Annotated in this window: 21 protein-coding genes; 1 reads left to right on the top strand and 20 read right to left on the bottom strand. The window is 38.7% G+C overall.

The features are described from left to right. Positions 1-16: 16 nt before the first annotated feature. The 3 genes from D7I46_RS02215 to D7I46_RS02200 all read right to left on the bottom strand — a co-directional run bounded on the left by D7I46_RS02215 (position 17) and on the right by D7I46_RS02200 (position 3,871). The gene (locus tag D7I46_RS02215; protein WP_120771394.1) at positions 17-1,867 is read right to left on the bottom strand and encodes a sialate O-acetylesterase; all 1,851 of its coding nucleotides are present in this window, start codon (positions 1,865-1,867) and stop codon (positions 17-19) included. A gap of 287 nt (positions 1,868-2,154) precedes the next feature. After that, on the bottom strand, positions 2,155-2,994 hold the full coding sequence (locus D7I46_RS02210; protein WP_120771393.1) for a thymidylate synthase: 840 nt from the start codon (positions 2,992-2,994) through the stop codon (positions 2,155-2,157). A 607-nt stretch (positions 2,995-3,601) separates the two neighbouring features. Next, positions 3,602-3,871 carry a bacteriocin immunity family protein gene (locus D7I46_RS02200; RefSeq protein WP_120771391.1) on the bottom strand — a complete coding sequence of 90 codons (270 nt, stop codon included), beginning with the start codon at positions 3,869-3,871 and terminating at the stop codon, positions 3,602-3,604. 82 nt (positions 3,872-3,953) lie between these two features. On the opposite strand from D7I46_RS02200, the gene msrA reads away from it, so the two are divergent. After that, entirely contained in the window at positions 3,954-4,502 is a 549-nt protein-coding gene (msrA, locus tag D7I46_RS02195) for a peptide-methionine (S)-S-oxide reductase MsrA (protein WP_120771390.1), read from the top strand. Positions 4,503-4,546: 44 nt separating this feature from the next. Here the strand turns inward: msrA and D7I46_RS02190 are convergent, their stop codons facing one another. The 17 genes from D7I46_RS02190 to rimM form a co-directional block, all read right to left on the bottom strand. Continuing rightward, on the bottom strand, positions 4,547-4,729 hold the full coding sequence (locus D7I46_RS02190) for a hypothetical protein (protein WP_120771389.1): 183 nt from the start codon (positions 4,727-4,729) through the stop codon (positions 4,547-4,549). After that, positions 4,726-6,687 (bottom strand): ABC-F family ATP-binding cassette domain-containing protein, encoded by a 1,962-nt coding sequence (locus tag D7I46_RS02185; RefSeq protein WP_120771388.1) that lies wholly within the window; start codon positions 6,685-6,687, stop codon positions 4,726-4,728. Before D7I46_RS02185 ends, D7I46_RS02190 begins: the two co-directional genes overlap by 4 nt. A 296-nt stretch (positions 6,688-6,983) precedes the next feature. Further along, the gene (locus tag D7I46_RS02180) at positions 6,984-8,453 is read right to left on the bottom strand and encodes a DHA2 family efflux MFS transporter permease subunit (protein WP_120771387.1); all 1,470 of its coding nucleotides are present in this window, start codon (positions 8,451-8,453) and stop codon (positions 6,984-6,986) included. Between the two features lie 226 nt (positions 8,454-8,679). Then, positions 8,680-9,282 (bottom strand): hypothetical protein, encoded by a 603-nt coding sequence (locus tag D7I46_RS02175; RefSeq protein ID WP_120771386.1) that lies wholly within the window; start codon positions 9,280-9,282, stop codon positions 8,680-8,682. 512 nt (positions 9,283-9,794) lie between these two features. Continuing rightward, positions 9,795-10,877 (bottom strand): iron-containing alcohol dehydrogenase family protein, encoded by a 1,083-nt coding sequence (locus D7I46_RS02170; RefSeq protein WP_120771385.1) that lies wholly within the window; start codon positions 10,875-10,877, stop codon positions 9,795-9,797. Positions 10,878-10,982: 105 nt separating this feature from the next. Beyond that, entirely contained in the window at positions 10,983-11,501 is a 519-nt protein-coding gene (locus D7I46_RS02165; protein WP_120771384.1) for a hypothetical protein, read from the bottom strand. 287 nt (positions 11,502-11,788) lie between these two features. Next, positions 11,789-14,542, bottom strand: a complete 2,754-nt coding sequence (locus tag D7I46_RS02160; protein ID WP_120771383.1) for a BspA family leucine-rich repeat surface protein — start codon at positions 14,540-14,542, stop codon at positions 11,789-11,791. A 9-nt stretch (positions 14,543-14,551) separates the two neighbouring features. Then, positions 14,552-15,889 carry a hypothetical protein gene (locus D7I46_RS02155; RefSeq protein ID WP_120771382.1) on the bottom strand — a complete coding sequence of 446 codons (1,338 nt, stop codon included), beginning with the start codon at positions 15,887-15,889 and terminating at the stop codon, positions 14,552-14,554. A 118-nt stretch (positions 15,890-16,007) separates the two neighbouring features. After that, on the bottom strand, positions 16,008-17,432 hold the full coding sequence (locus D7I46_RS02150; protein ID WP_120771381.1) for a C69 family dipeptidase: 1,425 nt from the start codon (positions 17,430-17,432) through the stop codon (positions 16,008-16,010). Positions 17,433-17,529: 97 nt separating this feature from the next. Next, the gene (locus D7I46_RS02145) at positions 17,530-17,766 is read right to left on the bottom strand and encodes a hypothetical protein (RefSeq protein ID WP_120771380.1); all 237 of its coding nucleotides are present in this window, start codon (positions 17,764-17,766) and stop codon (positions 17,530-17,532) included. Positions 17,767-17,819: 53 nt separating this feature from the next. Next, a complete protein-coding gene (locus D7I46_RS02140; RefSeq protein WP_120771379.1) occupies positions 17,820-19,031 on the bottom strand; it encodes a CCA tRNA nucleotidyltransferase in 1,212 nt (403 codons plus the stop codon). Between the two features lie 120 nt (positions 19,032-19,151). Further along, positions 19,152-19,682 (bottom strand): GNAT family N-acetyltransferase, encoded by a 531-nt coding sequence (locus tag D7I46_RS02135; protein ID WP_120773263.1) that lies wholly within the window; start codon positions 19,680-19,682, stop codon positions 19,152-19,154. 34 nt (positions 19,683-19,716) lie between these two features. Next, positions 19,717-20,493 (bottom strand): 4-hydroxy-tetrahydrodipicolinate reductase, encoded by a 777-nt coding sequence (dapB, locus tag D7I46_RS02130; protein ID WP_120771378.1) that lies wholly within the window; start codon positions 20,491-20,493, stop codon positions 19,717-19,719. A gap of 159 nt (positions 20,494-20,652) precedes the next feature. After that, positions 20,653-21,498, bottom strand: coding sequence for a DegV family protein (locus D7I46_RS02125; protein WP_120771377.1), 846 nt, complete (start codon positions 21,496-21,498; stop codon positions 20,653-20,655). A 21-nt stretch (positions 21,499-21,519) separates the two neighbouring features. Then, the gene (locus tag D7I46_RS02120) at positions 21,520-21,912 is read right to left on the bottom strand and encodes a DUF1149 family protein (RefSeq protein WP_120773262.1); all 393 of its coding nucleotides are present in this window, start codon (positions 21,910-21,912) and stop codon (positions 21,520-21,522) included. 267 nt (positions 21,913-22,179) lie between these two features. Further along, on the bottom strand, positions 22,180-22,923 hold the full coding sequence (trmD, locus tag D7I46_RS02115; RefSeq protein WP_120771376.1) for a tRNA (guanosine(37)-N1)-methyltransferase TrmD: 744 nt from the start codon (positions 22,921-22,923) through the stop codon (positions 22,180-22,182). An 11-nt stretch (positions 22,924-22,934) separates the two neighbouring features. After that, positions 22,935-23,450, bottom strand: a complete 516-nt coding sequence (gene rimM / locus D7I46_RS02110; RefSeq protein ID WP_120771375.1) for a ribosome maturation factor RimM — start codon at positions 23,448-23,450, stop codon at positions 22,935-22,937. Positions 23,451-23,620 lie beyond the last annotated feature (170 nt).

Raw genomic sequence — 23,620 nt, 5'->3', positions numbered from 1 at the left:
ATTCTCCAATAATTTTTTAGCTAATTTTTAGTTCAAATGGTGAAGCTGCATTGCCTGCATCATCTGTAATGAATGGTTTTGGATGGTTAGTCCAGTTATATCTAACTAAACTTGTATGAGTCACCTTTAATATTGACGGAAGACGTATTCTGACTTCATTCTCACTTAGTTCAATATCTGTTAACTGATACACTTTCTCATTTTCTACAAGTTCGAGCTCAAGTTGGTGATTGATTTTTAGATGCTTACCGAAAGTTTGAAATTCAATTACGATTTGGTCTTTATACTGATAAGCTTGAGAAGCTAGAGGTCCGTTGCAATAACCCTGAGGATATTTTTTTATTTTTTGATAGGATTGAAAAAGATGTTTTGCAATTATCTCCTTATTGAGAGGGTGAAGGTCGTCATCCTCCCCATCTCCAACTGATACAACCATAGCCGTCTTATCTAATACTAGAGCTGCCTTTTGTTCTTCACGTAATCTTGCCCAATCATTTTCGGGTTCCAAAGCATAGTTAGGAAGTTGAACAAAGAGAAAAGGTAGTTCTGAATCTGAGAAAATCTGACGCCATTCTTGTATCAATTTGCAAAATCTTAAACCATAATTATTAGCTGAAACCGTATCACTCTCACCTTGATACCAAAGAATTGCTGAAAAGCGCGTATGCTTTAACGGAGCAATCATCCCATTGAAAAGACCTGTTGTCTCCCATTGAGGAAAATATTGTGGGGCACGTTCTGGAAGATGATTTCCACGCTTGATTTTCCAATGACCAAAATTATCCAAATCTAATGACTGTGTTTCTGTCAGTAAACAATGGTTTTTTGTCAGTGTTATCCCACCTAAAGATTGATAAATTTTTAATCGGATAACAATGGTCAGTACTGATGAAAGTTCTGTCAGTTCATAAATCCGTGGTGGATACTGATATTCAGTATTACCAACTAACTTTCCATTGATAAAAACTTCATCAGCATCTTTCATTGTTCCCAGATAAAGTTGAGCAGTCTTGCCTACAAATGCTTTAGGTAACACGATTTTTTTGCGTAACCAGATACAACCTGGCGTTCTATATTTTTGTAACCATTGTTTATTAAGCTCTGCTTCTTCCCAATCACTATCATCAAACGTGACAGCTTTCCAATTTTCTAATAAGCCCTTATCTGTTTGCTCGCACATCTTCTGGTAGGCAGTTTGATAACCTTCATCAAGAGTGGTGCGATATTTGAGAAATGTTTCGTCTTTTAATGAAGAATAATATATCGGCAGAGAATTTAATGTTTTAAGCGTTAATTCACTCATCCAACTATTAATCGGACTTCCTCCAACTGCAGCTAATATTAGTCCAATGGGAATCCCGTCCTTTTTATATTTTTCCTTAGCAAAGAAATAGGCAATTCCTGATAGTCTTTTTAAATCTTCCCCGATAGCTTTATGCCAGACTCCTGATTCAAGTTCTTCCCTTTTTTCTTTAAAAATAGGGGATTCGGGTACTTCAAAAAAATGAATATGTGAGTTGTTCGCTTTAGAAACTTCATCTGGATAAATCATCTTTAAGCGTTCCATCGGAAGTTGCATATTTGACTGACCACTTAATAGAAAAACATCTCCAAAAGAAATAGCTCTAATTACCCACTTTTCACAATCAATCTGTATCGTAAAATCAAGATTTGAACTTGCCTCATGCGGAGGAAGTTTAAAGATAAAATAACCATGTTTATCTGCTGAAACTTTTTCAAAGAAATTTTCATAAGTTAAGCTAATACGTTTGTTCGATGCAGTATATCCCCAAAAATGATTAATGACGTTTCTTTGTAAAATTGCACCATCTCGCAAGAGATAGGGAATAAATAGTGATGTTTTCATGAAATGAGTCTTTCTAGATTTCTCTTGTAGATACAAGAGAAAGGGGTACCCCTTTGAATAGAACTGATATATCTGTTTTTAAGTATACGTTTTCATTTATGATTTTTCCTACAATTTTTGTATAATTTTCAGTGTAAACGTTGTCATTTTCATTCTATTCATTTACATCTGACCTAAATTTGTAAAATAAAAAGCTGCTGATTAATTAATCAACAGCTTTTTATTTCTTTACAAGAAATGATATTAAAAACAAATCCCTAGTAATTTTTTTATTTTTTAAAGAAGATTCAAATCGCCAAATCAAATTTTAATTGAGGTTGAACAGGCTCATAATTAAGTAGTTCAAAATCTTCTGGCTTAATATCAAAAAAGTTTGTTCCGTCTGGAACATTCAACACGAGATAAGGTTCTTTATCAGATGATGTACGGCTGAGGAGTTCTCCCGCTTGTTCAAATTGATTATCATAAATATGAAGATTATTGACAAAATAGAAGAACTTTCCAACTTTCCATGAAAAATGCTTGGCAATCATCATCTGCAAAGCGACATATTGCATCGCATTGATATGGTGGGCGACAAGCATATCGTTGCTACGTTGTACGAGGGTTGCATCCAGATAAATTTCACCGTCCGCTTCTCTTCGCACATCAAACATAGTTTGAAAAGCACAAGGGAGCAAACCGTCTGTTTCTTCAAAATCTTCATATTGCCAAAGATTGATGATGTTTCTTCGATTCCAAGGATTTTTTTCTAAACCTGCGAGAAGTTTAGTGATAATATCATGCTTTTTGACTGTTGCACCATAGCGTTGTCCTATCGTACCATCACCAATCCCCCATTCTCCCCAATACTTGACACCATATTTGTCTTCAAGAATATCAAGACGGCTTGTTTGATCTTGGTAAATCCACATCAATTCTTTAATCGCCGTTTTTATAGGAATACGGCGGAGCGTAGTGATAGGAAACTGTCCTTTTTGTAAATCGTAAGTTACAAAAGAACCTGTAATATATTTACTATTAGCAATTTTTCCATCTTTATATTTTGGACGTGCATTTTCTGAAAAAACGCCGTTTTCTAAGATATTTTCGATATTTTGTTTGAAGATTTGGTCTGCATACGTCATAAATTTTTCCTTTTCCTACTTTTTCTTCTTTAATTATATCAAGATGTGAGCATGATTGCCAAGAAATGATGAAAAATAGAAAATTTCAGAAAGAAACGAAATTTCTTGGAGAGATTTATTTTTTTCACTCATTTCTAATCGTATGAACTCAGTTGTATCAAGATGTGAGACTGTTTGTCCAAAACTCATGAAAATTAAGAAAAGGCAGAGATGAGCTTTGCTCATTGGAAACTTTTATCTATTTTCCTGAGTTCAAAACAACCGAACTCAATTACAAAATGTGAGCAACACCATTAAGAAACACTGAGAACTGACATTTGACTCTTTACACTTTGTCTGTTACTCTCGGAGCTTTAGCTCCTAAACGCACATCATAGCGACAAAGTTGCGGTGGTCTGCTCATAGAGCAGTAGAGCAGGTTCCATTTCATCTTTTCTCCTGCCCTAGGATCTTAACTTTAGTGCTTGATAACTGAGCCATCAGGTTATACTTTAGCTTCTGGTGTTGCAAATTCGACGATAAGATGTGTGCACGGTTGATAAGTCCATGATAAAAACTTACAAAACATCAAAGGATAATTTTTTATCATCTTATCTGTTCAGGGACGCTAAAAAATACCACCAACACCACGCCCAAAAAGTTTGGAGCTTGTTATTTTTTCATAGAAATCTGTCATCTTTGGAGTTAAATTATGCCGTAAGGCTAGGGGACGAAGGGAAATTTCTAAGCGCGATAATTCATCCGTAAATCGTTCTTGATTTACTAAATTATTTTTCATATCAATGAGTTGTTTACGCTCCCAATCACGAATATGTTTATCTAAGATGAGATTATAAAGTTCATTGAGCAACTCTTGCTTTTCTGCGTTTTTTTCCATGAGCTCATTATAGCACGAGTGGACTTTTTCCGTGATATAATGAGCCTATAGAGCTTATAACTCTTTTGGGGGAGGTACAAATATGAGTACAGAGCGTGCAATTTTTGCTGGAGGTTGTTTTTGGTGCATGGTTGAACCTTTTGAACAACGTTCGGGTATTTTATCTGTGACAAGTGGCTACACAGGTGGACATGTGGATGATCCAACTTATGACCAAGTTTCTGGAAAATATACTGGGCATACAGAAGCCGTTGAAATTTTATTTGATAATGCAGTGATTACTTATAAAGAATTAGTTGAACTTTATTGGACGTTGATTGACCCAACAGATGAACAAGGGCAGATTTATGATCGTGGAGATAATTATCGTCCCGTGATTTTTGTTGAAAATGAGGTGCAACGTGAGGTTGCAGAAACAAGTAAACAGTTACTGGCAGAGTCTGGAATTTGGGATAAACCTATCGTTGTACCGATTGAAGATGCTAAGACTTTTTGGCCTGCCGAAGATTATCATCAACAGTTTTATAAGAAAGACCCTAAGCGTTATCAAGCCATGCATAAGGCGCGTGAACGCTATCTTGCTTTGAAACGCTTTAAAGGGAAATTTAATTTTTTACGAAAAAAACACTAATTATTAGTGTTTTTATTTTTAATGCTCCTGACATCGGAATCGGTTTAAATCCCAATGATTACTGTTTCGACTGTTTCGACTCCTGCTGTTGTCACGCGTACTCTGGCAAGATTTTCAACAGTATTGACGTCAAAAAAACGCTCACCACTCATATCTTCTTGGATGATTTTGACTGTGGCATCTTGAGGAAGTTTGGATAATTTTTCAATAAGTTCTGCTGTCGTCATGATTCTGCCCTTTCCGATAAGTATTCCCAGCGACCGTATTTCGTTTCTAACTCCTTCGACTTTATATCTCGTTCTTTTTGTAAATCAAGTAAAAGCGTTGTATTAGAGCCATTTTCATTCATTTCTATGTCAATGGCTGTGATTCGATCTTCCAACTGTTCAATTTCAGCTTCGATGCTTTCCCACTCTTTCTTTTCCATGTAGGTTAGCTTTGTTTTTTCGCTGTTTTGCTTTCTGTCAGTACTGACAGTTTTTTTGTCAGTTTTGACAGAGCTGTCAGCAATTTTTTCAGTAGAGTTGCGACTGGAACTTGGCGCTTTAGCGCCTTTAGTTCCATCGACATTCGAGCCTTTAGGCGAGATTACAGCTAAATAATCGCTGTAAGCACCAAAATAATGGTTGATTTCACCATTTTCAAAAGCCAACAATTCATTGGAGACTTTGTCTTGAAAATAGCGGTCGTGTGAGACGGTCAAAACGCTACCAGAAAAATGAGCTAAGAAGTTTTCAAGTACGGTCAAAGTTGCAATATCAAGGTCATTCGTTGGTTCGTCCAGCAAAAGTACATTTGGTTGCAAGAGTAAAATTTTGAGCAAATAGAGTCGTTTTTTCTCACCACCTGAAAGTTTTGAAATCAATGTTCCATGACTACTTCGTGGAAATAAAAATTGTTCAAGCAAATTCACAATTGAAATATTCTCACCACTTGTATTATGTGCAGCTGAGGCGACTTCTTCAAGGAAATTGATGATTCTTTTATTTTCATCCAAACCACGAATTTCTTGGCTGAAATAACCAATTTTCACTGTTTCGCCAATTTCTAAAAGTCCCGAAGTCAATGATAATTCTCCTGCAATCAGATTAAGCAGTGTTGATTTTCCAACACCATTATCCCCCACAATCCCAATCCGGGCTTGAGGTTGCACTAACAGATTGAAATGCTCAAAAATGGTACGATTAGGATAAGAAAAGCTCGCCTCCTTAAAGCTCAACACTTTTTTTCCAAGTCTGGTACTTGCAATATTTACTGACAGACTGTCGTCATCCGTTTTGTCGCTACTTACAGCCGTTTTGAGTTCTTCAAAACGGTCAATTCGTGCTTGCTGTTTTGTACTTCTTGCTTGTGGTGATTTGCGAATCCATACCAATTCACTCTTATAAAGTTGCTTTGCCTTATGGCTAGCAGCCGCTTCTCGTTCTTCATCTTCTGCTTTTTTGGTAAGATAATCTTGATAATTTCCCTGATATTCACGAAGACCACCATTTTCCAGCTCAAAGATGCGAGTTGCGACATTGTCCAAAAAATAGCGATCGTGTGTCACAAACAGCACTGTACGCTTCGCATTTTTTAAATAATTTTGCAACCAAGCAATTGTCTCAACGTCTAAATGATTCGTCGGCTCATCCAAAAGCAATAAATCAGACGCATTGACCAATGCCTGTGCCAACTGTACTCGACGTTTCTGACCTCCTGAGAGCGTCCCAATCCGACTTGCCGGCTCAGGCAAATTGAGTTTTGTCAGCACCATTTTCACATCAGCTTCAACCTGCCAACTATTTAACGCATCCATCTCTGCTTGAACTTTTGTCAGTTTTGACAGCGCTTCTTGACTTTCTGTCAGTACTGACAAATCATTCAGAGCCTGTTCATAAGCCTTAATCACGCGCATCTGTGGCAATTGCTCATCCAGAACCGCATCCAAAATCGTTGCATCATCGTCAAAATCTGGCTCCTGCGTCAAATAAGTAATCTTATAATTTTGTGGATGTTCAAAAGGCGATACATCACCATCAAATCCGCTACTCCCTGAAATCACATTGAGAAGTGTCGTTTTTCCTGTTCCATTTATTCCCAAAAGTCCAATTCTATCAAGATCATGAATGATAAAATTAATCTTATCAAAAACCGTCTTGTCACCAACCGACTTTGTCAAATTTTGCGCAATAAAATCTGCCATTATTTATCCTAATTTCTGTCAATAAGTTGTCGCTCCATCTCTCTTTTTCAATCCATTGGCTAAATCATAACCGAGCAATAAATATGAGATGAAACACTTGCAATACTAAGGTAAATTATACCATATCTTACACTTTTCCTGCTTATTACCCTAAAAACTCTCTGTCAGTACTGACAGAGAGCTTGTCATTGAACTGATGAATTCATCAGCATGAGCCACATTATGACTAATCCCTTGTAAAAGGATTGTGCGGTCAATTAAGGTATAAAATCCTTACAGCTTTTGAAGTGTAACTATCATATTTTGTCGCTACTAACGACCTTTTTATCAAAAAGATTGATGACAAAACTCAGTGCACATAAAACAATTGTAATCCAAAAAACATGGTGAATTGCTCCAAGGACAATTTTTTCAAGCGAGGCGTGCAGTCCATCAGGAACAGCGTTTGAAGTTGTCGTACTGACAAACTCGTTGACTAACTTATAAGTCACTTCTGGAAATTTCTTCAGACCCATATTAATTCCAAGTGAGAATGCCAATCCAAAAATTCCTGTCATCATTGCTTGACCAAGCGTTCGGCCAAGGACAACCATTGAACTCGCCTGCCCTACCATTTCCTTTGGAACAAGTTTTTGAGCAAGCAAAGTTGTCGCCGTCAAAATAATTCCCATCACTGCACCAGTCACACCTGAAATCACATAGAAAGCAAACATTGGAAATTTTGCTCTAGCAAAAACGAGCGGAACGTAACTGATGAGCAATATACCAATAAGCACCGCAAACAAAGGACGCACCATAAATCGTCGCATTAAAAACCCAACAAAAAATGAAGCAATCATCCAAAGGACTGAGCTTGGTGTCAAAGCAAGTCCAGCAACAAAAGCTGGCACACGATAAATAGCTTGAAGCCAAATTGGAAAATAAATATTAAACCCAATCAGACATCCAGACAAAAGTGTTGCAAGCAAAATTTGAATCGTAAAAGTCCTCGTTTTGAACATTTCAAAATTCAAAATAGGATCCGCTGCTTTCTTCTCTGCTCGAATAAAAATCACCAAAGCCATCACAAATATAACCGCAAAGATAACTTCAAAAGTCCAATTAATGACTGCCCCAGCTAAACCTTGAAAAACCATTAACAAAGAAATCAACAGCGCAGAAAGAGATAAAATCCCCATCCAATCCATTAACACCTTATCTTTTCTCTCATGCAGATCTTTATAACCAAAAGCAGCAAGTAAAATCGTAATCAGTCCAAGCGGAACATTAATAAAGAAGACCCAGTGCCAACCCAGCGTATCAACAATCCATCCCCCAAGCAGCGGACCAGCAAGCGCTGAAATCGCCCAAGCTGTATTGTTCAATGCCATGATACTTGCCCGTTCCTCAAAAGTAAATAAGTCGGCAATAATCGTGAAAGTCAATGGCATAACTGCCCCAGCACCTATCCCTTGAACCGCGCGAAACATAATCAACGTCAGCATATTTGGTGCAAATCCACAAAGCCCTGAACCAACTAAAAAGAAAAAGAGTCCAAACATAAAAATTCTTTTACGCCCAATCGTATCGGATAATTTCCCATAAATCGGTGTCGTAATAGCAGTCGTAAGCAAATAAATCGCAAACACCCAACTCTGTAACTCAAGCCCATGCAATTCTGAAATAATCGTTGGCATTGCAGTTGTCACAATTGTTACCTCAACAGAGGTCATAAATGTTGCAATAAAAATGGCCGTAAGAATTCCTAAGCGTCCATTAAATTTCATGTTTTCTCCTTTAAAATGCTACAAATCCGACTGTTCTACTTCCTTGCTAAAAAGGCTTTATGTACCTTGCTCCTTTCCCAAAATAAACCATCCTTCATCACAAGAAAGCTAGGAGGATTTGCTTTCTTCCTCATTTTTGAACAATAGCTCCATTCTAACATATTTCCTCGTCTGAGAAAACTCATCATCTCCCTCACACCTAAAAAAAGACCGCTAAAGCGACCTTTTAATGATGATGTACTGATTCAATCTCACCGTTCTTATTCAATTCTGAGTCAAGTGTGTCAAGCATACCGTGTAACCAATCATGCATATTATTTACTGTGGTCAGATAACCCAAAACCCGTGATTTCAGACTACGAACAAAAGCAATCACTTGATCTTTCTCTGTATTTTTAGTGAATTTCATCGCCGCCACACTACGTCTAGTAATACTAAAACCTTTTTTAAGGTCTTCCTCTTCAAAACTTGAATAGAAAAAATCAAGCTGGTCATGAAGTTTAATCATCTTCTCATGGACAAACATAAACATCGGAATAATCTCATCTTCCGCTGCCTCCTCACTCGCTATCCAACTCATGATTGAACCTACCGTCGCGCGAATATACTCTGTCATCATCTCCGTTTGAAGTTGGATGACATTATAAACTTTTTCCATGTTATCAATATTAGCGGTCACATCTGACTTCTCAGCCGAGTCCGCCTGATTAAACAATAAAAGCGCAATTTCTGAATCTTCATCCCCCGCCTGATTTTTACTACTAAAAACGTCATTAAAAATCATTTCAAAACCATTTGCCTGATTTAAAAACTTATCTTTGATATCCATCTCTTTATTCCTTCTAATCACTATCTAACTTCTAAAAGAATCTTTCAGAAGCCAAAGTTTGCTTATAGGCAAACCACTTCTTGCGCTTAATGCAGTGCAACAAGGCTGTGGATGAGAAAAACATCGCTTTTCTCAACCATCACAAAGCACGCACTTTGTGCGCCGTTCTACGAACGGTCTTCGTTCGTTTTGCTCACCACGCTATCCGTTTGCTTAGCAAGCAAAGCTTGCAAGAGCAAAAGGCAGTATATCTGCAGTTCAACTACTAAGCAACAAAATCGTTTAGAGATGAACGAGTACAATTACTGCTTGAATTCTAAAATATTATAGAATTTAGAATTAGAAACTCCGCTCATTTTCCATCGTGCAAAACAACACTCCAATGAGCCAGAATCACTTATATACGAATATTATATCAAATTTTTCAACAGACTGTTGTTTTGAATCCAAGTTTATACTTATTTTATCGTTTGACACGATAATTCCCCTTTTACAACAAATTAATACAAATGCTAGACCACTTTAGCAACAAACTGCTCCAACTTCTCAATCGCATCCAGCACTTTCTCATCCGTCACCTCTGAATCAATCAGCACATAGGACTCCTTGCTACTTGCAGCAAACTCTGCCACACTCAAAAGTTTCTGACGGTCAAAATCTGTAATATTTAACTCTGCCAGTCGTGTAGGCAAATCGCTTGCCGCATAGAAAGGTAATAATTTTTCAACCTCAGCTAAATCTCCTGTATATGCGAGTTGCACCAAAACACCATAAGCCACCTTTGAGCCGTGCAAAATCGTATGTGTTTCAGGTAAAAGTGATAAGCCATTATGCAAAGCGTGCGCCCCCGACATCCGACCATAAGAACCCGCAAAACCACCGACAGTTCCAGAAAGCTCGATAATCGTATCCGCAATCCTCCCAAAAGCAGATGTAACCTCTTGATTTTCCAGAGCTTGCAAAGCTTCCGCCGAATCCTCAAACAAAATCTTGAAAATAGTCTTAGCACTTGCAAAACCAAGCCGTACAGAAGCTGTCAAGTCTTCAGGCGCCACATGACGCACTATTCCTTCCATTTCATACCATTTAGCGACTGTATCGCCAATCCCTGCCACCAAGTATTCTCGTGGCGTTGCAAGTAAAAACTCCCAGTCAACCAAAGTCAAATATGCCCCTCGTGCAAAATAATCGACTTTATCAAACGTATGATTGCTGTGGTACAGTGCTGCAACAGGTGTATAAGGCGCACAATTTGAAATCAAAGTCGGCACCACCACTAGATCACACCCAAGCTCACGCGCCACAACTTTTGCTGTGTCAATCACACGACCACCACCAATTGCCAAAATCACATCTGCTTTACCAATTTTATCCGCAAGTGCACTTCCATTTACTGTGGAAGCCGTACCATCATAACGAAAAACAGGAAAAGTAAATTCTCCCTGATAAAAGTCTAAAAACACCTGATAAGACTGCTCCCCAGTGACTATCGCAACCTTCTCAAAATCCCCTAGATACTCAGGCAAATCTTTCAACACTCCAACTCCAGAAACATAACGATTCGCCCCAGGACGTACTTCTTCAATTAAATTCATAGCAAAACTCCCTTTTATAATATTCTGAAAATATTTTAATTTTATAAAACATTCTACTCTTTATCAGTGAATTTTGCAAGAAAAAATCAACAGATTATCTGTTGACTATTTATCATAAGTTAGAGTTTTCACTGTTTCTCCACTGGCATTTGTCAATTGGAGTTTGAGTTTGGGATGCTCAACACCTGACTGACTCATCGCATCTAATACTTTATCTGCAATCGTCTGCGCTTGGTCTCCATTCGTTGTGAGCAATGTGTTTACCGCAGCAGCATTAAGTTTTGAAGATTGAACAGTATAGGTCACCCCTGAGTTAGTACTCGTAGCCTTAGCAGAATCAATCAGACCTTGCGACTGACTCACGATAGCATCCGCATTTTCATTCAGTTTATTGGCAATGCCACTAGGGCTCGCAGAGGCAATCTTTCCTGCTGCCTCGTCTAAACTTGACGTATTCGGTACGATTTTTGAAATTATCGACTCCGTCTTGCTTGCAATCACATGACGCTCTAGCATGATAGCACCAAAAGCAATCAATGCCAACACCACGATGATAGACAAGAGCGTAACAACAATCTTTCGCCCTCGATGTTTTTTAACTTTTTTTAGCTTTCTTGAATTCATACCCACCTTCTTTCCCTGACTTCATTTTATCACTTTTAACTTTTTTAGCAAATGAGATGCAAAAAAGCTTGGAAACCCAAGCTTTTAACCAAGCAAGTGCCTGCTAAATCCCCCACCTTTTAAGCGAGAGATATGTAACACTAAGCTTTGCTTTCGTTCTACTGCCCTAGGGTCTTAGCGCTTAGACTTTAGACTTCAGGGACAGGGTGACCTCATATCTTTGATGTGAGGTTGTGCCCTAACATCAGTAGGGGATAAAGAATCCCCCTACTGATGAAGTAATCACCTCAATTTTTCCTTTGTCTGAGCCAAGTTAAAAGTCCTACAAGCACACCTGTACCCAAAAATCCAAAGAGTGGCTCTAGTACATCGCCTGTACTTGGTAAATTTTTAGGATCCGCCACATTTTCAGCACCTGTAGTAAAGTTCTGTTCATTACCACTCTCACCATTGCCGTCCTCTATCTCTTTAGGAACCGTCACATTCCCTAGAGCACTGGTGCGAAGGGATAAAACTTCATGCGCAGTTGCGAGAAAATTATTGGTTTCAGCGACACGGGCAAAGAAATGATAGGTTGTGTTCGGTTGCAGACCAGTGAATGTTGGGCTAGTCTGCCAGGTTACATCAGTTATTGAGTTTGTTGCACTATAAGCATACTCTACCCTTGGTGTATCATCAACTTCCGCACGAGTCAGACTCATAAAGTTTATTGGTGTCATGAACTGCTGTATCAATCCAAAATTATCTAGCGTGTGAGTCAAAGTAACATGATTGTGACTGAAACTTTCCACCTCCAAGTTGAGTTCGAATTGGTCATCACGTGTTGCTTGCGTAATCATCGTACGAAATACAGGTTCTTCTTGCAAGATATAGTTTTCTGCTCCCATATCTGTTTGCTCATCAATCAGCATATAAGATGCCCATTCTTGATTTTCATCAAAAATCAAATGGCTCCAATCAGAACTGGCATTGCTTCCAGCAGCATTTTTGCCTGATACAGTAGCATTTGCATATAATCTCAAATTATCGCCTTCGACCACATTTTCAAATGAATCTAAGTTTTCAGCTGTAAAAGTATAATTTGTCAAACCATCAACCACGCCAAAGAAATCCGTCCCATCAAATGGTCTTGTCAAACTCACAGTACCTGTAAACGTTACGGGACGCGGCGTAATCGTCAGTATCAAAGTCGCTTCAAGCTCATCATTGTGCTTGGCATAAGCCCCAATTTCAAACGTTCCAACCGTCTCAAATTTCAACGAAGAACCCTCAAGTTCTCCATCGTCAGAAAGCAAGCGCAATTCATAATCCGCAAGCGTCAAACCGTCCGCAAAGTCAAACATTTCTGCCACATCTTGCGTGCGTCCAGCATAGACAAGCTCCGTCTCCTCAGCCGTTACACCTTTTGCTGTATTAGCAATATTTTCCAAACTCTCCCCTGCAGAATGATTTTGATTTTCAGCCACACGGACATAGACATAATATTGAGTATTCGTTTTTAACTTAGTAAATTCAGGCTCATCTTGCCAGACTATCCCATCGCCAGAAGAATCCGTTGTAATGCCATATTCTAGTTTGAAGCCCTCGTCGAGTTCTTCACTCGTTTCAACCTCTGATACCATCAATGTGGTCGCCGTCGCGCTGACCTCAAAACTATTTACCCTGATAGTCTGTGGAAACTTCGGGCGAATCCAAGTTCCTGTTACATTGTCAGATTCTGCAGAAGCTTCCATGAGTTCAGAAGATGTCAACGAGCGCAATGTCTCAGATTCTTGAAGTTCCCAATAATCTAATCTAGTAGAAATGCTAGTTGGAAGAGATGTCCCAGAAATATTTGTGTTCGCTCCAAGTTTGATTGTGTTAAGGCTATATGTATCATGGAGCATATTCGTATTAGATATGACAGCACCCGTATCAAAACTACTTAAATCTAACTTCGTCAAACTGCTGGTTCCAGAAAACATATTAGACATATCTGTTACTTGACTAGTATCAAATTTACTCAAATCTAACTCAGTTAGACTTCTTGCACCAGAAAACATATTCTGCATATTTTGGACTTCAGACGTGTCAAAATTCTTCAAATCCAATGCAGTCAGACTGTGGGTATTGTAAAACATAAATCCCATATCTGTTACATTGCTCGTGTCCCAATCACTCAAATCCAATGCGGTCAGGTTTCTGGCATAGTAAAACATACTATGCATATCTGTTACACTGCCCGTGTCCCAACCACTCATATTCAATTTGGTCAGGCTGATGGCATAGTCAAACATACTATGCATATCTGTTACATTGCTCGTGTTCCAATCACTCAAATCCAGGGCGGTTAGTCTGGTGGCATATTGAAACATACTATGCATATCTGTTACATTGCTCGTGTTCCAATCACTCAAATCCAATGCGGTTAGGTTTCTGGCATAGTCAAACATACTTGTCATATTTGTTACATTGCTAGTATCAAAGTTGTCTTCCAAACCTTCAATGTTAGTCAAATTGGGCAAGTAATAAAACAAATAGGAAGAATTTGCATTTGCTGTAACTTTTCCGTCAAAAACTATCGACTTTATATCGGTTCGATGAAAATCTGGTGAAAGAGTACCGAAGTTGTTGTATATATTACTTGCAGGCAAACTACCTCCAGAAATAGTGAGTTCCCCATTATCAGTATTAAAACTATAACTTACATCGCCCCATGTTCCCTCAATTTCACTTTCAAGTGGCATGATTGTCTCGCTTGTCTCGGTATTATCTGTCGTAAAGGTTGTCTCGGTTATGCGAGTAAGGTTCGCGTCAGCTATTCTCTCTAAGGTTTCAGGTGTTTCTTGTGGTTCTGTGTTTTCCTCGATTTCCTCTGTTTCAACTTTTTCATCTGTTGGCGGTGCTTCAGCATGATTTTCATCTTCAGGTTTAGGAGTTTCTTCAACGAGTTCTGTCTTCGGTGCATTCAGCTCATCTTGCACCGTCGCCCAGACAGGCGCAGCCTGACTTAGGACGATAGTACTGAGCATGAGCGCTGAGATGATTTTTCTTTTTTGCATATTTTCTCCTTAGTAGATTTTCTTGATTGTTAATTTCATCAATTTTGCAAGTTTACAGATTAAAACTGCTGCGTCTTGACGAATTAATGGTTCTTCCCAATTATAGTTTATCTCCCCATTATCTTGTCTATCGCCTGAAAATAATCCTATATTTTCTGCCCAATCTGTAAAGGTCATCGGATATTTTTCTCCTCCCATAGGGATCGGAGGTATGTTGTATTGATGATAATATTTGTAAAATATGACTGCTGCATCTTTACGCATTAATTTGCACTTCCAATTAAATTTGCCTGATTCGTCTCCAGAAAATAATTCTACATTTTCTGCCCAGCTTGTAAATCTATCTGGATACTTGAGTGATTCGAATTCTTTTGGTTCTTGCCTATCCATATGATGGAGCTTATAAAATAAGACAGCCGCATCTTGGCGAATGAGTGGCTCTTTCCATCTGTAATTGACTCCCCCATCTCCTACGAAAAGTCCCGTTTCTAAGCTCGCCCAATCAATGTAATCGCCGGGATATTTCATCGGGTCTGGATATTTTCCATGTAATCTCTTACTGTAATGCTTATCCATCAATTCTTTAAAATCTTGTTCAAGTTGTTCTGAAATGATTTCTTTAAGGGTAGAGCACAGCTCTTGTTGTAGTAAATCTTTAACTCTATTGTCTAAGTTTTCATCATATTGATTGATTAGAGCATTTATTCTGTCGTCTAGTTTCTCATCATATTCATTGATTTTTGCATTTATTCTGTCATCTAGTTTCTCATCATATTCATTGATTTTATCATTTATTCTGTCGTCAATGAATGGGACTTTTGTCTCAAACCAGCCTTCATTGATATCATAAAATACTGAGATGTTCTCCTCAACCCATTTGTCAATCTTTCCATCCAGGTTGTGATTACTAACTGATTTACAAGTTTGTTTAGAACAATGGCAGCAATTTTTCTTGCAAATGTCCTCAGATAAAATCGTAATGATGTAATCATCAAAATCTTTATCTTGCCAGTCTTCAACTTTAATCTTATAAATCCTTTTGATTTTCCCATCAGAGCCCTTGACCTCAAAATACTTCGGTGGATTTATAGTAATATTCCCATGAGCAATTTCATGATAATCAATCTCTACTGTGATTTCAAGATTCCCTTCTCCCTCATATATCGCTGTACGCAAGCCAAGATCGGTCGTTTCTTTCTTTGATTTTCTGAAACGAGCATACTCTCGTTTACCATCGTGGATAATGATTTTCGCCGTCGTATCTGCGTTGGAAGTAACTCCAATAGTCAGGTGTTGGTCTTTGATAAGATTATCAAGTCTGATGTTCGTTGTCTTCTTGTTTGTCATTAATTTCTCCCTTTGCTCTAATTAGTTTCTAATATAATTATAATGAAAATCTAAAAAAAAAAAATGATATGCGTTTCACCGCATATCATCTATGTTTTCATTCTCATTATATTATCATTTAATCATTAAAATCAAATCGCAACTTCATATTAGCAGACCCAAGCACCACCATGCGCCCGAGGAGTTCGGTTTGAGCCTCGAGGGCAACTTTGGCGAGCTGTTCGTTCGCTTTTGTGAGATAGGCAGTGATGTCGGTGTCTGGGAGCTTGCGGTCAGTTTCGTTTTGGACTTCATGGAATTTCGCCATCGTGTTGAGCGCATAAGTGTCACGCAAATCGACAAAAAGGTCATAGTTACTATCGCCAAGCACCGCCGTTGTCGCGGAGAGCCAGTACATATTGGTTGGGTCGTATTCGGCCTTGGCATCACGGTAGCAAGCAGGTGTATCGTCAATATTCGTATAGAAAGGCACGACATGATTGAAGGTATTCGCACCAAAAGCCAGCCACTGAACGCCTGCAAGTTCAGCAGGGACATGATTTCTGACTTGAAGGATATGCACGCTATGATTTCGGTTAATGCCAATCGGACGGAAAAGTTTGCGCTCAGCTGCTGTGTTGGTTGTGCTATAAACATCGTAAGGCGTGTTTTCAAAATGACTACTCAGAACGAATTTCACATCTTCAACAGAGATTTTTCGAGTTGCTTCGCAAATGAAAGGGAGGTCATGATTTTGTGGGTCATCAGATTTTTCACCTAAAAAGTTTTGCCCATACCAAGTCCGCGGATTGTTATAAACGCTGTCTTTAATTGAGCTTGAACCAAAAATATGACGCAGATTGTAGTGTGTCGTGTAACCGCCAAAGTCATCAGGATTCAGATGATTTTCATCAATCAAGGCTTTCAAGTCTGGTGAGCAGAGATAGTCATCGTTGTCAAACTTGAACTCGTCAATATTCATGCGATTAGGTGCGACAACGTAGCTATCATCAGGAATACGCACTGCTGCCCAGTGATGTCCACCAATCGTTTCGAGCCACCACACCTCATCATTATCGGCAAAAGCAATACCGTTTGGCTCATAAGTGCCATAAATCGTGAGCAAGTCGCCAAGGCGTTCTACACCTGCACGCGCTGAAGTGATATAAGGCAAGACTAGTGTAACCAAGTCTTCCTCGCCCATCCCATTTTCAACATAAGGGTCAAGCCCAAGAATGCGTGGATTGGTCGTAATCGTTTCGGTCGCAGACATGGCGACATTGGCGCTATTAATGCCTGCAGCAGGCCAAATCCCGTCTTTGAGGACAGCGTTCGGTGTTGAAGTGTAGCGCAATGGATTTTCAGGTAAATCAAGTTCAAGTCCTGAAAGCACTGCTTTATAGTGGCGTGGTTGGTCGTCAGGATGAACAACAACAAAGCGTTGCGGGTCAAGTGCTTCATGTCCGTCATCGTTGCGGGCGATGAGTGTTGAGCCGTCAAGTGATGCCTTTTTCCCGACTAAGATTGTCGTACATGAACCTTTTTTTCTGTCTTGAATTTTCATTATAAACTCCTATCATTCTAATTTAACTTTTTTTACTCATGTCATTTACTCATTCGCACAATCAATGGCGCAATGAATCCAATGAGCAGACTCAAGATTAATTTTTACCTGAATGTCTGCGCATCAATCCTGCATAGCCACAGTCTGGGCAAGTTTCTTCTCTTTCGCCAAAATAATGTGGCTTGAACATATCATCTGTCATCGAGGTCTGAAAATGCGCCTGACACTGTGGGCACTCGTAATGCATGAAGCGTGAAGCGACAAAATTGACGACAAACACGATGATTAACATTGGAATGAGTAACAACGGACTGCCGTTTTGATGAATATTCATTTTATTCTCCTCAACTATCCTGAAGCAGGATTAGCGATAATAAACTCAATAAATTAATAAGCAAAGTTTTCTGTGACAAAGTTCATAATGCTGGCTTTGTCATTTTTTAACTCATTTTTGACAATCTTTTCTTCAATTGTTTTCAAGATTTTACCAAGTAGCGGCCCAGCTTCCAGATTACATTCCCTCATCAAAGTGCTGCCTGTCACTACAATTTCCGATTTATCATGAATCTGTAAAGCATTGTTAATTTTGATCGCTTCAGAAAAATCAACAGCTTTGCCTTCTCCTGCTTTCAAGTCATCAATCATTTGACACTTTTCTAAGCCAAAACGATAGAGGCTCGGTAAATCCCATGCTGACAGCTTATAAGCCTCTGTCAGACTGCTGACAGCCGTGATAAATTCATTAGAAACTTTCCATTGGCGCAAAAATTTCTTGACATCAACCTTATCAAATCTAACCAAAAGCGCTGCCCATGCTTGCTCTGAACATTTAAAGCTAAAATCTACTGACAGCTCCTGTGTCAGTTTTGTCAGTGCTGACAACTCAAATTCAGGTAAATATTTCCAAGCATCCGACTGTGCAAGTAGCAACATTCCATTGCGCCATCCCTCAGCATTCAACAACTTATCCAATTCGATAAAAATTCTTTCCACCGAAATTTTTGTCAGTAATGACGCATGATTTTTCATTGCAATAAAAGTTTCAGGTTCAATTTCAAACTCAAGTGTTGCCGCAAAACGCATCGCGCGCATGATTCGTAGAGCATCTTCATTGAAACGCTCAAACGCACTGCCTACCGCACGTAAACGGCGCTCATGCAAGTCACACAAACCATCAAACAAATCAATGATTTCACCGTCAGCATTACAAGCAAATGCATTAATCGTAAAATCACGCCGCTTTAAATCCTCACGCAAATCACGCACAAAGTCCACAGAATCAGGTCGCCTAAAATCTGTATATTTACTCTCCGTCCTGAAAGTCGTAATTTCATAATGCTCCGTGTCATCACGCAAGTCCTTACCTGCAAGCACCAATACCGTACCATGCTCAATTCCGATATCAATCGTATGCGGAAAAATCATCTTGACTTCTTCGGGATAAGCGCTCGTCGCAATATCAACATCATGAATATCACGTCCCAAAAGCACATCACGCACACTTCCACCTACAAAATAAGCCTCAAAACCATGCGCTTGTATTTTTTGCAAAACCGGCAGCGCTCTAACAAACTCTGACGGCATTTTTTCTAATTTCATTCCTTCATTTTATCAAAAAAACGTGGAATTCGCCACGTTCTTCCCACTTGCTCTAAAGATCGTCCGATAATCTCAACACAATGTTCTAAATATAAAAAAGGTTTACTGACAAACTCATATTTATCTCAAATCAATCCAATAACGACAAACTTTATTGCCATCTATATCAACAATATTTTCAAGCACACCACCACACTGTTCAATAGTCTTACGGCTTGCAACATTATCTTTATCAGCAGAAATCATTACAGAAAAAATGCCTCGCTCCCGATATTTTTCAAGTGCAAAAGTTACCATTTGAGCAGCTAAATGTGCGCCACGAAAGCTCGGTGCCACACCATAACCAATATGTCCGCCCCACTCCAGTAAAATACCCTTTTCAATCTGCCAACGACAAGAACAAACTCCTGCAATTTCACCACCTACAAAAGCAAAATACTTCGTACAAGTTGACCAATCAGGGTTGCGAACTTCTATCTCCTCACGACGAATTTGTTTCTGCCAATCAGCGAAATTTCCCTTAGAAATTTCATTATAAATACTTGTCTCATCAATCTTGAACAGACTTGTATCTGTTTTCCAGTCAGCAGTATAGCGCAGAAAAACCTCTAAATCCGTTGGCTCTAGTTGCCTGATTTCTAAATTTTTCATAAAACTCCTCAATTTTTCTATCCTATCAAGAACATCATAAATCCAAGAAATGCTCCAAACCATACTTCAACTCATTGACTTCCATCACTTCACGCACAGCAAGTGCAACCCCTGTCATAAAGCTCACACGATCATAGCTGTCATGTCGCAAAGTTAATCCTTCACCTACTGACCCAAAAATCACTTCTTGATGTGCGACAAGCCCTGGCAAACGCACCGAATGAATCCTCATTCCATCAACATCTGCACCACGCGCGCCCGCTAAAGTTTCTAGTTCATCTGGTGCTCCTTGCTTATGGCTCTTACGATTTTCAGCAATCAATTCCGCAGTTTTCACAGCTGTTCCTGACGGTGCATCCTTTTTCTTATCATGATGAAGCTCAATAATCTCAACATCTGGAAAATACTTTGCAGCAGATTTAGAAAATTGCATAAGCAACACAGCTCCCAATGCGAAGTTAGGCGCAATCAATCCACCCAACTTTTTCAGACATGAAATCTCAGTTAATTCTGCAATCTGCTCTTCTGTAAAGCCTGTTGTACCAATAACTGGTCGAAAGCCATGTTCAAGTGCAAATTTTGTATTTTCAAAAGCAACGGATGGCTGAGTGAAGTCAATCCAAACATCTGCCGCCAAGCCTTTTAAATCCTCTTTTACATTAAAAACTGGCGCCCCAAAAGCTTCTATTTTCGTCGTAAAAGGGTCAAGCAAGCCCACCAAATCAAAATCAGTTTGTTCCAATACCATATTTACAGCAGTAGAGCCCATACGTCCTTTAAATCCCGCAATAATTACTTTAATTTTACTCATTTCCTTCTCCTCATATCGTTAAAGTTTTCGTTCCAAGAAAACCCTTTCCTATCTAGCAGTCCGTCCAATAGTTCAGTTAATAAAAATCAAAGATGAACTAGCACAATTTTGACTTTTCTGAACATTCACATTTACAGAAAAGCACGCAAAGACGTGCTTTTATTTTTTCGGTGAAATAGCGTAAGCCACAGTATTAAGTCCCAAATGTGTCGCAATTACAGGACCAAAAGTTACAATCTCAACATCATCATAACCTTGCTCCAGCGCATAATCGTATAGTTCTTGTGCCCTCTCCTCTGCACGAGCATGAATAACATACACTTTGTAAGCGGAGCGACTTTCCGCCTCTTGAAGCAATAACTCTTTGATTCGATTCATTGATTTTTTTACTGTACGAACCTTTTCAAAAACCTCAACTTTACCCTCTTGACTAAAAGTCAACACAGGTTTGATGTTTAACAAAGTCCCTAAAACAGCGGCTCCATTGGACAAACGTCCACCTTTAGCCAACCAGTTCAAATCATCTACGAGCATATAAGCTCGGTCTCCATCACGCTGTTTGTCAAATTTTGATATGATTTCGTCAAATAAAGCCCCTGATTCATACAAATCAAGAACAGTTTCCACCATATATCCTAAAGGACTAGAGGTAATAAATGTTTCTGGAAACTTCACTTCCATCTGTTCAAATTCATTTTGTAAATAGAAAGCATTTTGATAAAAACCAGAGATAGCCGCGGGCAAAAAAAGACCTAAGATATGAGTATAGCCTTGCTTTTCCAAATTTTTCAAAAGAACTTCAAGTTCAGCAACACTAGGCTGCGCCGTTTTTGGCACATCCTGCGCTTTTTCCATCAAGTCAAACCATTCTTCATGAGAAATCTTCTTCAAGTCATAGTCCACCCCATCAATTGATATAGGGATATCTAAAACAAAAAGATTCTCATAAGTTTTATATTTCTCAGCATAGTCTGCTGAGGAGTCAGTAATAACAGCTAATTTCATAAAAATATAATAATTTCTTAATTAGAACTCCAAATTAATCCCTGGTTGATCCAAGGCGACTTCCGTTGTCTCATAGACCAAACGTTTAAGCAAATCAAACAATGGTGCTGCAAGTTGCCCCAGCTCTTCTTGTTCAAGTTCTTCCTGTTCAGCAATCACACGATTTCTCACATAGTTAAGCTGACTAACAAATCCAGAAAGTACAATATTGTCTAACGCAATAAGATAGGTCAACACAGCATGAATTGCGGTGTCGCCCTCATTTGCTTTTTCAAGCTGTTCAACAGGAACCAATTGAAATTGAACATTCAAATTTGTTTCAGGCGTTCCGTTTTCTTTTTCCCATTCATAATTACGCGCATCATAATGAAATTGATTAACGAACTCTTGTTCGCGCTCAATAGTTAAAGTCATTTTTAAAGTCACTCCATTTTTTCCATTTTAACCAAGCAAGTGCGTGCTAAATCCCCCACCTCTTCAGGTGGAGGGATAAGCAGCACTAAACTTTGCTTTCGTTCTACTAACATCAGTAGGAGAAAAAGAATCTCCTACTGATGAAGTAATCACTTTAAAATCAAATCATTTCTACCAAAACTCACGGTAAAATTTTCCGATTTCACAGTCAAATCTAAAGTAAATTTAACCTATGAAACCGCATCAATGAAATTTTTCAGTACTCTCTTATTTTACCACATCTTTACCATTTTCGCGTAAAGATTTCAAAATTTTCGTTTCTTCTTCATTCGCTTCATAGTGTTCAAGCAAATCTGGACGACGTTCTAATGTTTTTTTCAAACTTTCAGTTAAACGCCACTTTCGAATATTTTCATGATGACCGCTCATCAACACTGATGGTACTTTCATTCCTCTAAACTCTTCTGGTCTTGTATATTGTGGATACTCTAATAAACCACTTGAAAAAGAATCATCCTCATGACTTGCTTGTTTCCCAAGAACACCAGGAATTAAACGAACAATTGCATCAATCATCACCGTAGCAGCTACTTCTCCACCTGTTAGCACAAAATCTCCTAGTGAAACCTCATCCGTCACTAACGTCTTAATCCGTTCATCATAACCCTCATAATGTCCACAAATAAAAATAAGTTGCTCCTCTTGAGACAGCTCCTCAGCCATGTTTTGATTAAATCGTTTACCCGCAGGATCCATCAAAATCACACGCGGCACTTTTTCTTGAGAAACTGGAATTTGCTCAATTGTATCAAAAATCGGCTGTAGCATAAGCAACATGCCTTGACCACCGCCATAAGGCATATCATCAACATGTCTTTGCTTATTTGCCGCATTCTCACGAAAATCGTGCGTATGAAAGTCCACAATATTTTTTTCTTGCGCTTTTCCTACGATAGACTGATTCAGTGGTGCAAACATTTCTGGAAAAATGCTTAAAATATCAATTCTCATTTTATTCCCTACTAATCGTCCAAACCTTCCATTACTTCAACATCCACATGATGATGAGCTACATCAATATTCAAAACGACTGAAGGAATATATGGTAAGAGTAAATCTCGCTTTCCTTTACGTTTTACCACCCAAACATCATTTGCTCCCGGCTGCAAAATTTCTGAGATTTGCCCAATAAGCACCCCGTTTTCATAAACATCACTTCCAATAATCTCGTGATAATAAAACTCACCATCATCAAGAGAAGACTGATGTTCTTCTGAAACCTTAAGAACACTCCCTTTAAATTTTTCTACCTCATTAATATGATAAAAGCCTTCAAACTTAACAATATAAAAATTCTTTTGAGAACGACCTGATTTAACTTTTAAATCCTGTATATAATTGTCCTTATCATCAAAAAGTGCCAAGACCGCTCCCTTAGAAAAGCGTTCCTCAGCAAAGTCTGTTGATGGTATCACACGCACTTCCCCTTGAAGTCCCTGTGTATTTACGATTGTTCCTACTTTGTAAAATTTTTCCATGGATTAATTATATCATACCCCATCACACGACAAATAGTTTGAAGTCATTGTTACTACAAATTTCTTCCTAAATCTTTATTTATCTTGTTCTAAACATTCATAATCTATAAATATTAGTGTCGCAATTAAGTTATACTATCCTAATCCTAATCCTAATCCTAACCCGTAAA

It is taken from the genome of Lactococcus allomyrinae (assembly GCF_003627095.1).
In the GTDB taxonomy this organism is placed as follows: Bacteria; Bacillota; Bacilli; order Lactobacillales; family Streptococcaceae; genus Lactococcus; species Lactococcus allomyrinae.
This window is presented reverse-complemented; position numbering and strand designations above follow the sequence as displayed.

Bases quoted from the DNA above. Each gene is read 5' to 3' on its own strand.
- D7I46_RS02215 (WP_120771394.1), bottom strand. From the start codon at position 1,867: ATGAAAACATCACTATTTATTCCCTATCTCTTGCGAGATGGTGCAATT.
- D7I46_RS02210 (WP_120771393.1), bottom strand. From the start codon at position 2,994: ATGACGTATGCAGACCAAATCTTCAAACAAAATATCGAAAATATCTTA.
- D7I46_RS02200 (WP_120771391.1), bottom strand. From the start codon at position 3,871: ATGGAAAAAAACGCAGAAAAGCAAGAGTTGCTCAATGAACTTTATAAT.
- msrA (WP_120771390.1), top strand. From the start codon at position 3,954: ATGAGTACAGAGCGTGCAATTTTTGCTGGAGGTTGTTTTTGGTGCATG.
- D7I46_RS02190 (WP_120771389.1), bottom strand. From the start codon at position 4,729: ATGACGACAGCAGAACTTATTGAAAAATTATCCAAACTTCCTCAAGAT.
- D7I46_RS02185 (WP_120771388.1), bottom strand. From the start codon at position 6,687: ATGGCAGATTTTATTGCGCAAAATTTGACAAAGTCGGTTGGTGACAAG.
- D7I46_RS02180 (WP_120771387.1), bottom strand. From the start codon at position 8,453: ATGAAATTTAATGGACGCTTAGGAATTCTTACGGCCATTTTTATTGCA.
- D7I46_RS02175 (WP_120771386.1), bottom strand. From the start codon at position 9,282: ATGGATATCAAAGATAAGTTTTTAAATCAGGCAAATGGTTTTGAAATG.
- D7I46_RS02170 (WP_120771385.1), bottom strand. From the start codon at position 10,877: ATGAATTTAATTGAAGAAGTACGTCCTGGGGCGAATCGTTATGTTTCT.
- D7I46_RS02165 (WP_120771384.1), bottom strand. From the start codon at position 11,501: ATGAATTCAAGAAAGCTAAAAAAAGTTAAAAAACATCGAGGGCGAAAG.
- D7I46_RS02160 (WP_120771383.1), bottom strand. From the start codon at position 14,542: ATGCAAAAAAGAAAAATCATCTCAGCGCTCATGCTCAGTACTATCGTC.
- D7I46_RS02155 (WP_120771382.1), bottom strand. From the start codon at position 15,889: ATGACAAACAAGAAGACAACGAACATCAGACTTGATAATCTTATCAAA.
- D7I46_RS02150 (WP_120771381.1), bottom strand. From the start codon at position 17,432: ATGAAAATTCAAGACAGAAAAAAAGGTTCATGTACGACAATCTTAGTC.
- D7I46_RS02145 (WP_120771380.1), bottom strand. From the start codon at position 17,766: ATGAATATTCATCAAAACGGCAGTCCGTTGTTACTCATTCCAATGTTA.
- D7I46_RS02140 (WP_120771379.1), bottom strand. From the start codon at position 19,031: ATGAAATTAGAAAAAATGCCGTCAGAGTTTGTTAGAGCGCTGCCGGTT.
- D7I46_RS02135 (WP_120773263.1), bottom strand. From the start codon at position 19,682: ATGAAAAATTTAGAAATCAGGCAACTAGAGCCAACGGATTTAGAGGTT.
- dapB (WP_120771378.1), bottom strand. From the start codon at position 20,493: ATGAGTAAAATTAAAGTAATTATTGCGGGATTTAAAGGACGTATGGGC.
- D7I46_RS02125 (WP_120771377.1), bottom strand. From the start codon at position 21,498: ATGAAATTAGCTGTTATTACTGACTCCTCAGCAGACTATGCTGAGAAA.
- D7I46_RS02120 (WP_120773262.1), bottom strand. From the start codon at position 21,912: ATGACTTTAACTATTGAGCGCGAACAAGAGTTCGTTAATCAATTTCAT.
- trmD (WP_120771376.1), bottom strand. From the start codon at position 22,923: ATGAGAATTGATATTTTAAGCATTTTTCCAGAAATGTTTGCACCACTG.
- rimM (WP_120771375.1), bottom strand. From the start codon at position 23,450: ATGGAAAAATTTTACAAAGTAGGAACAATCGTAAATACACAGGGACTT.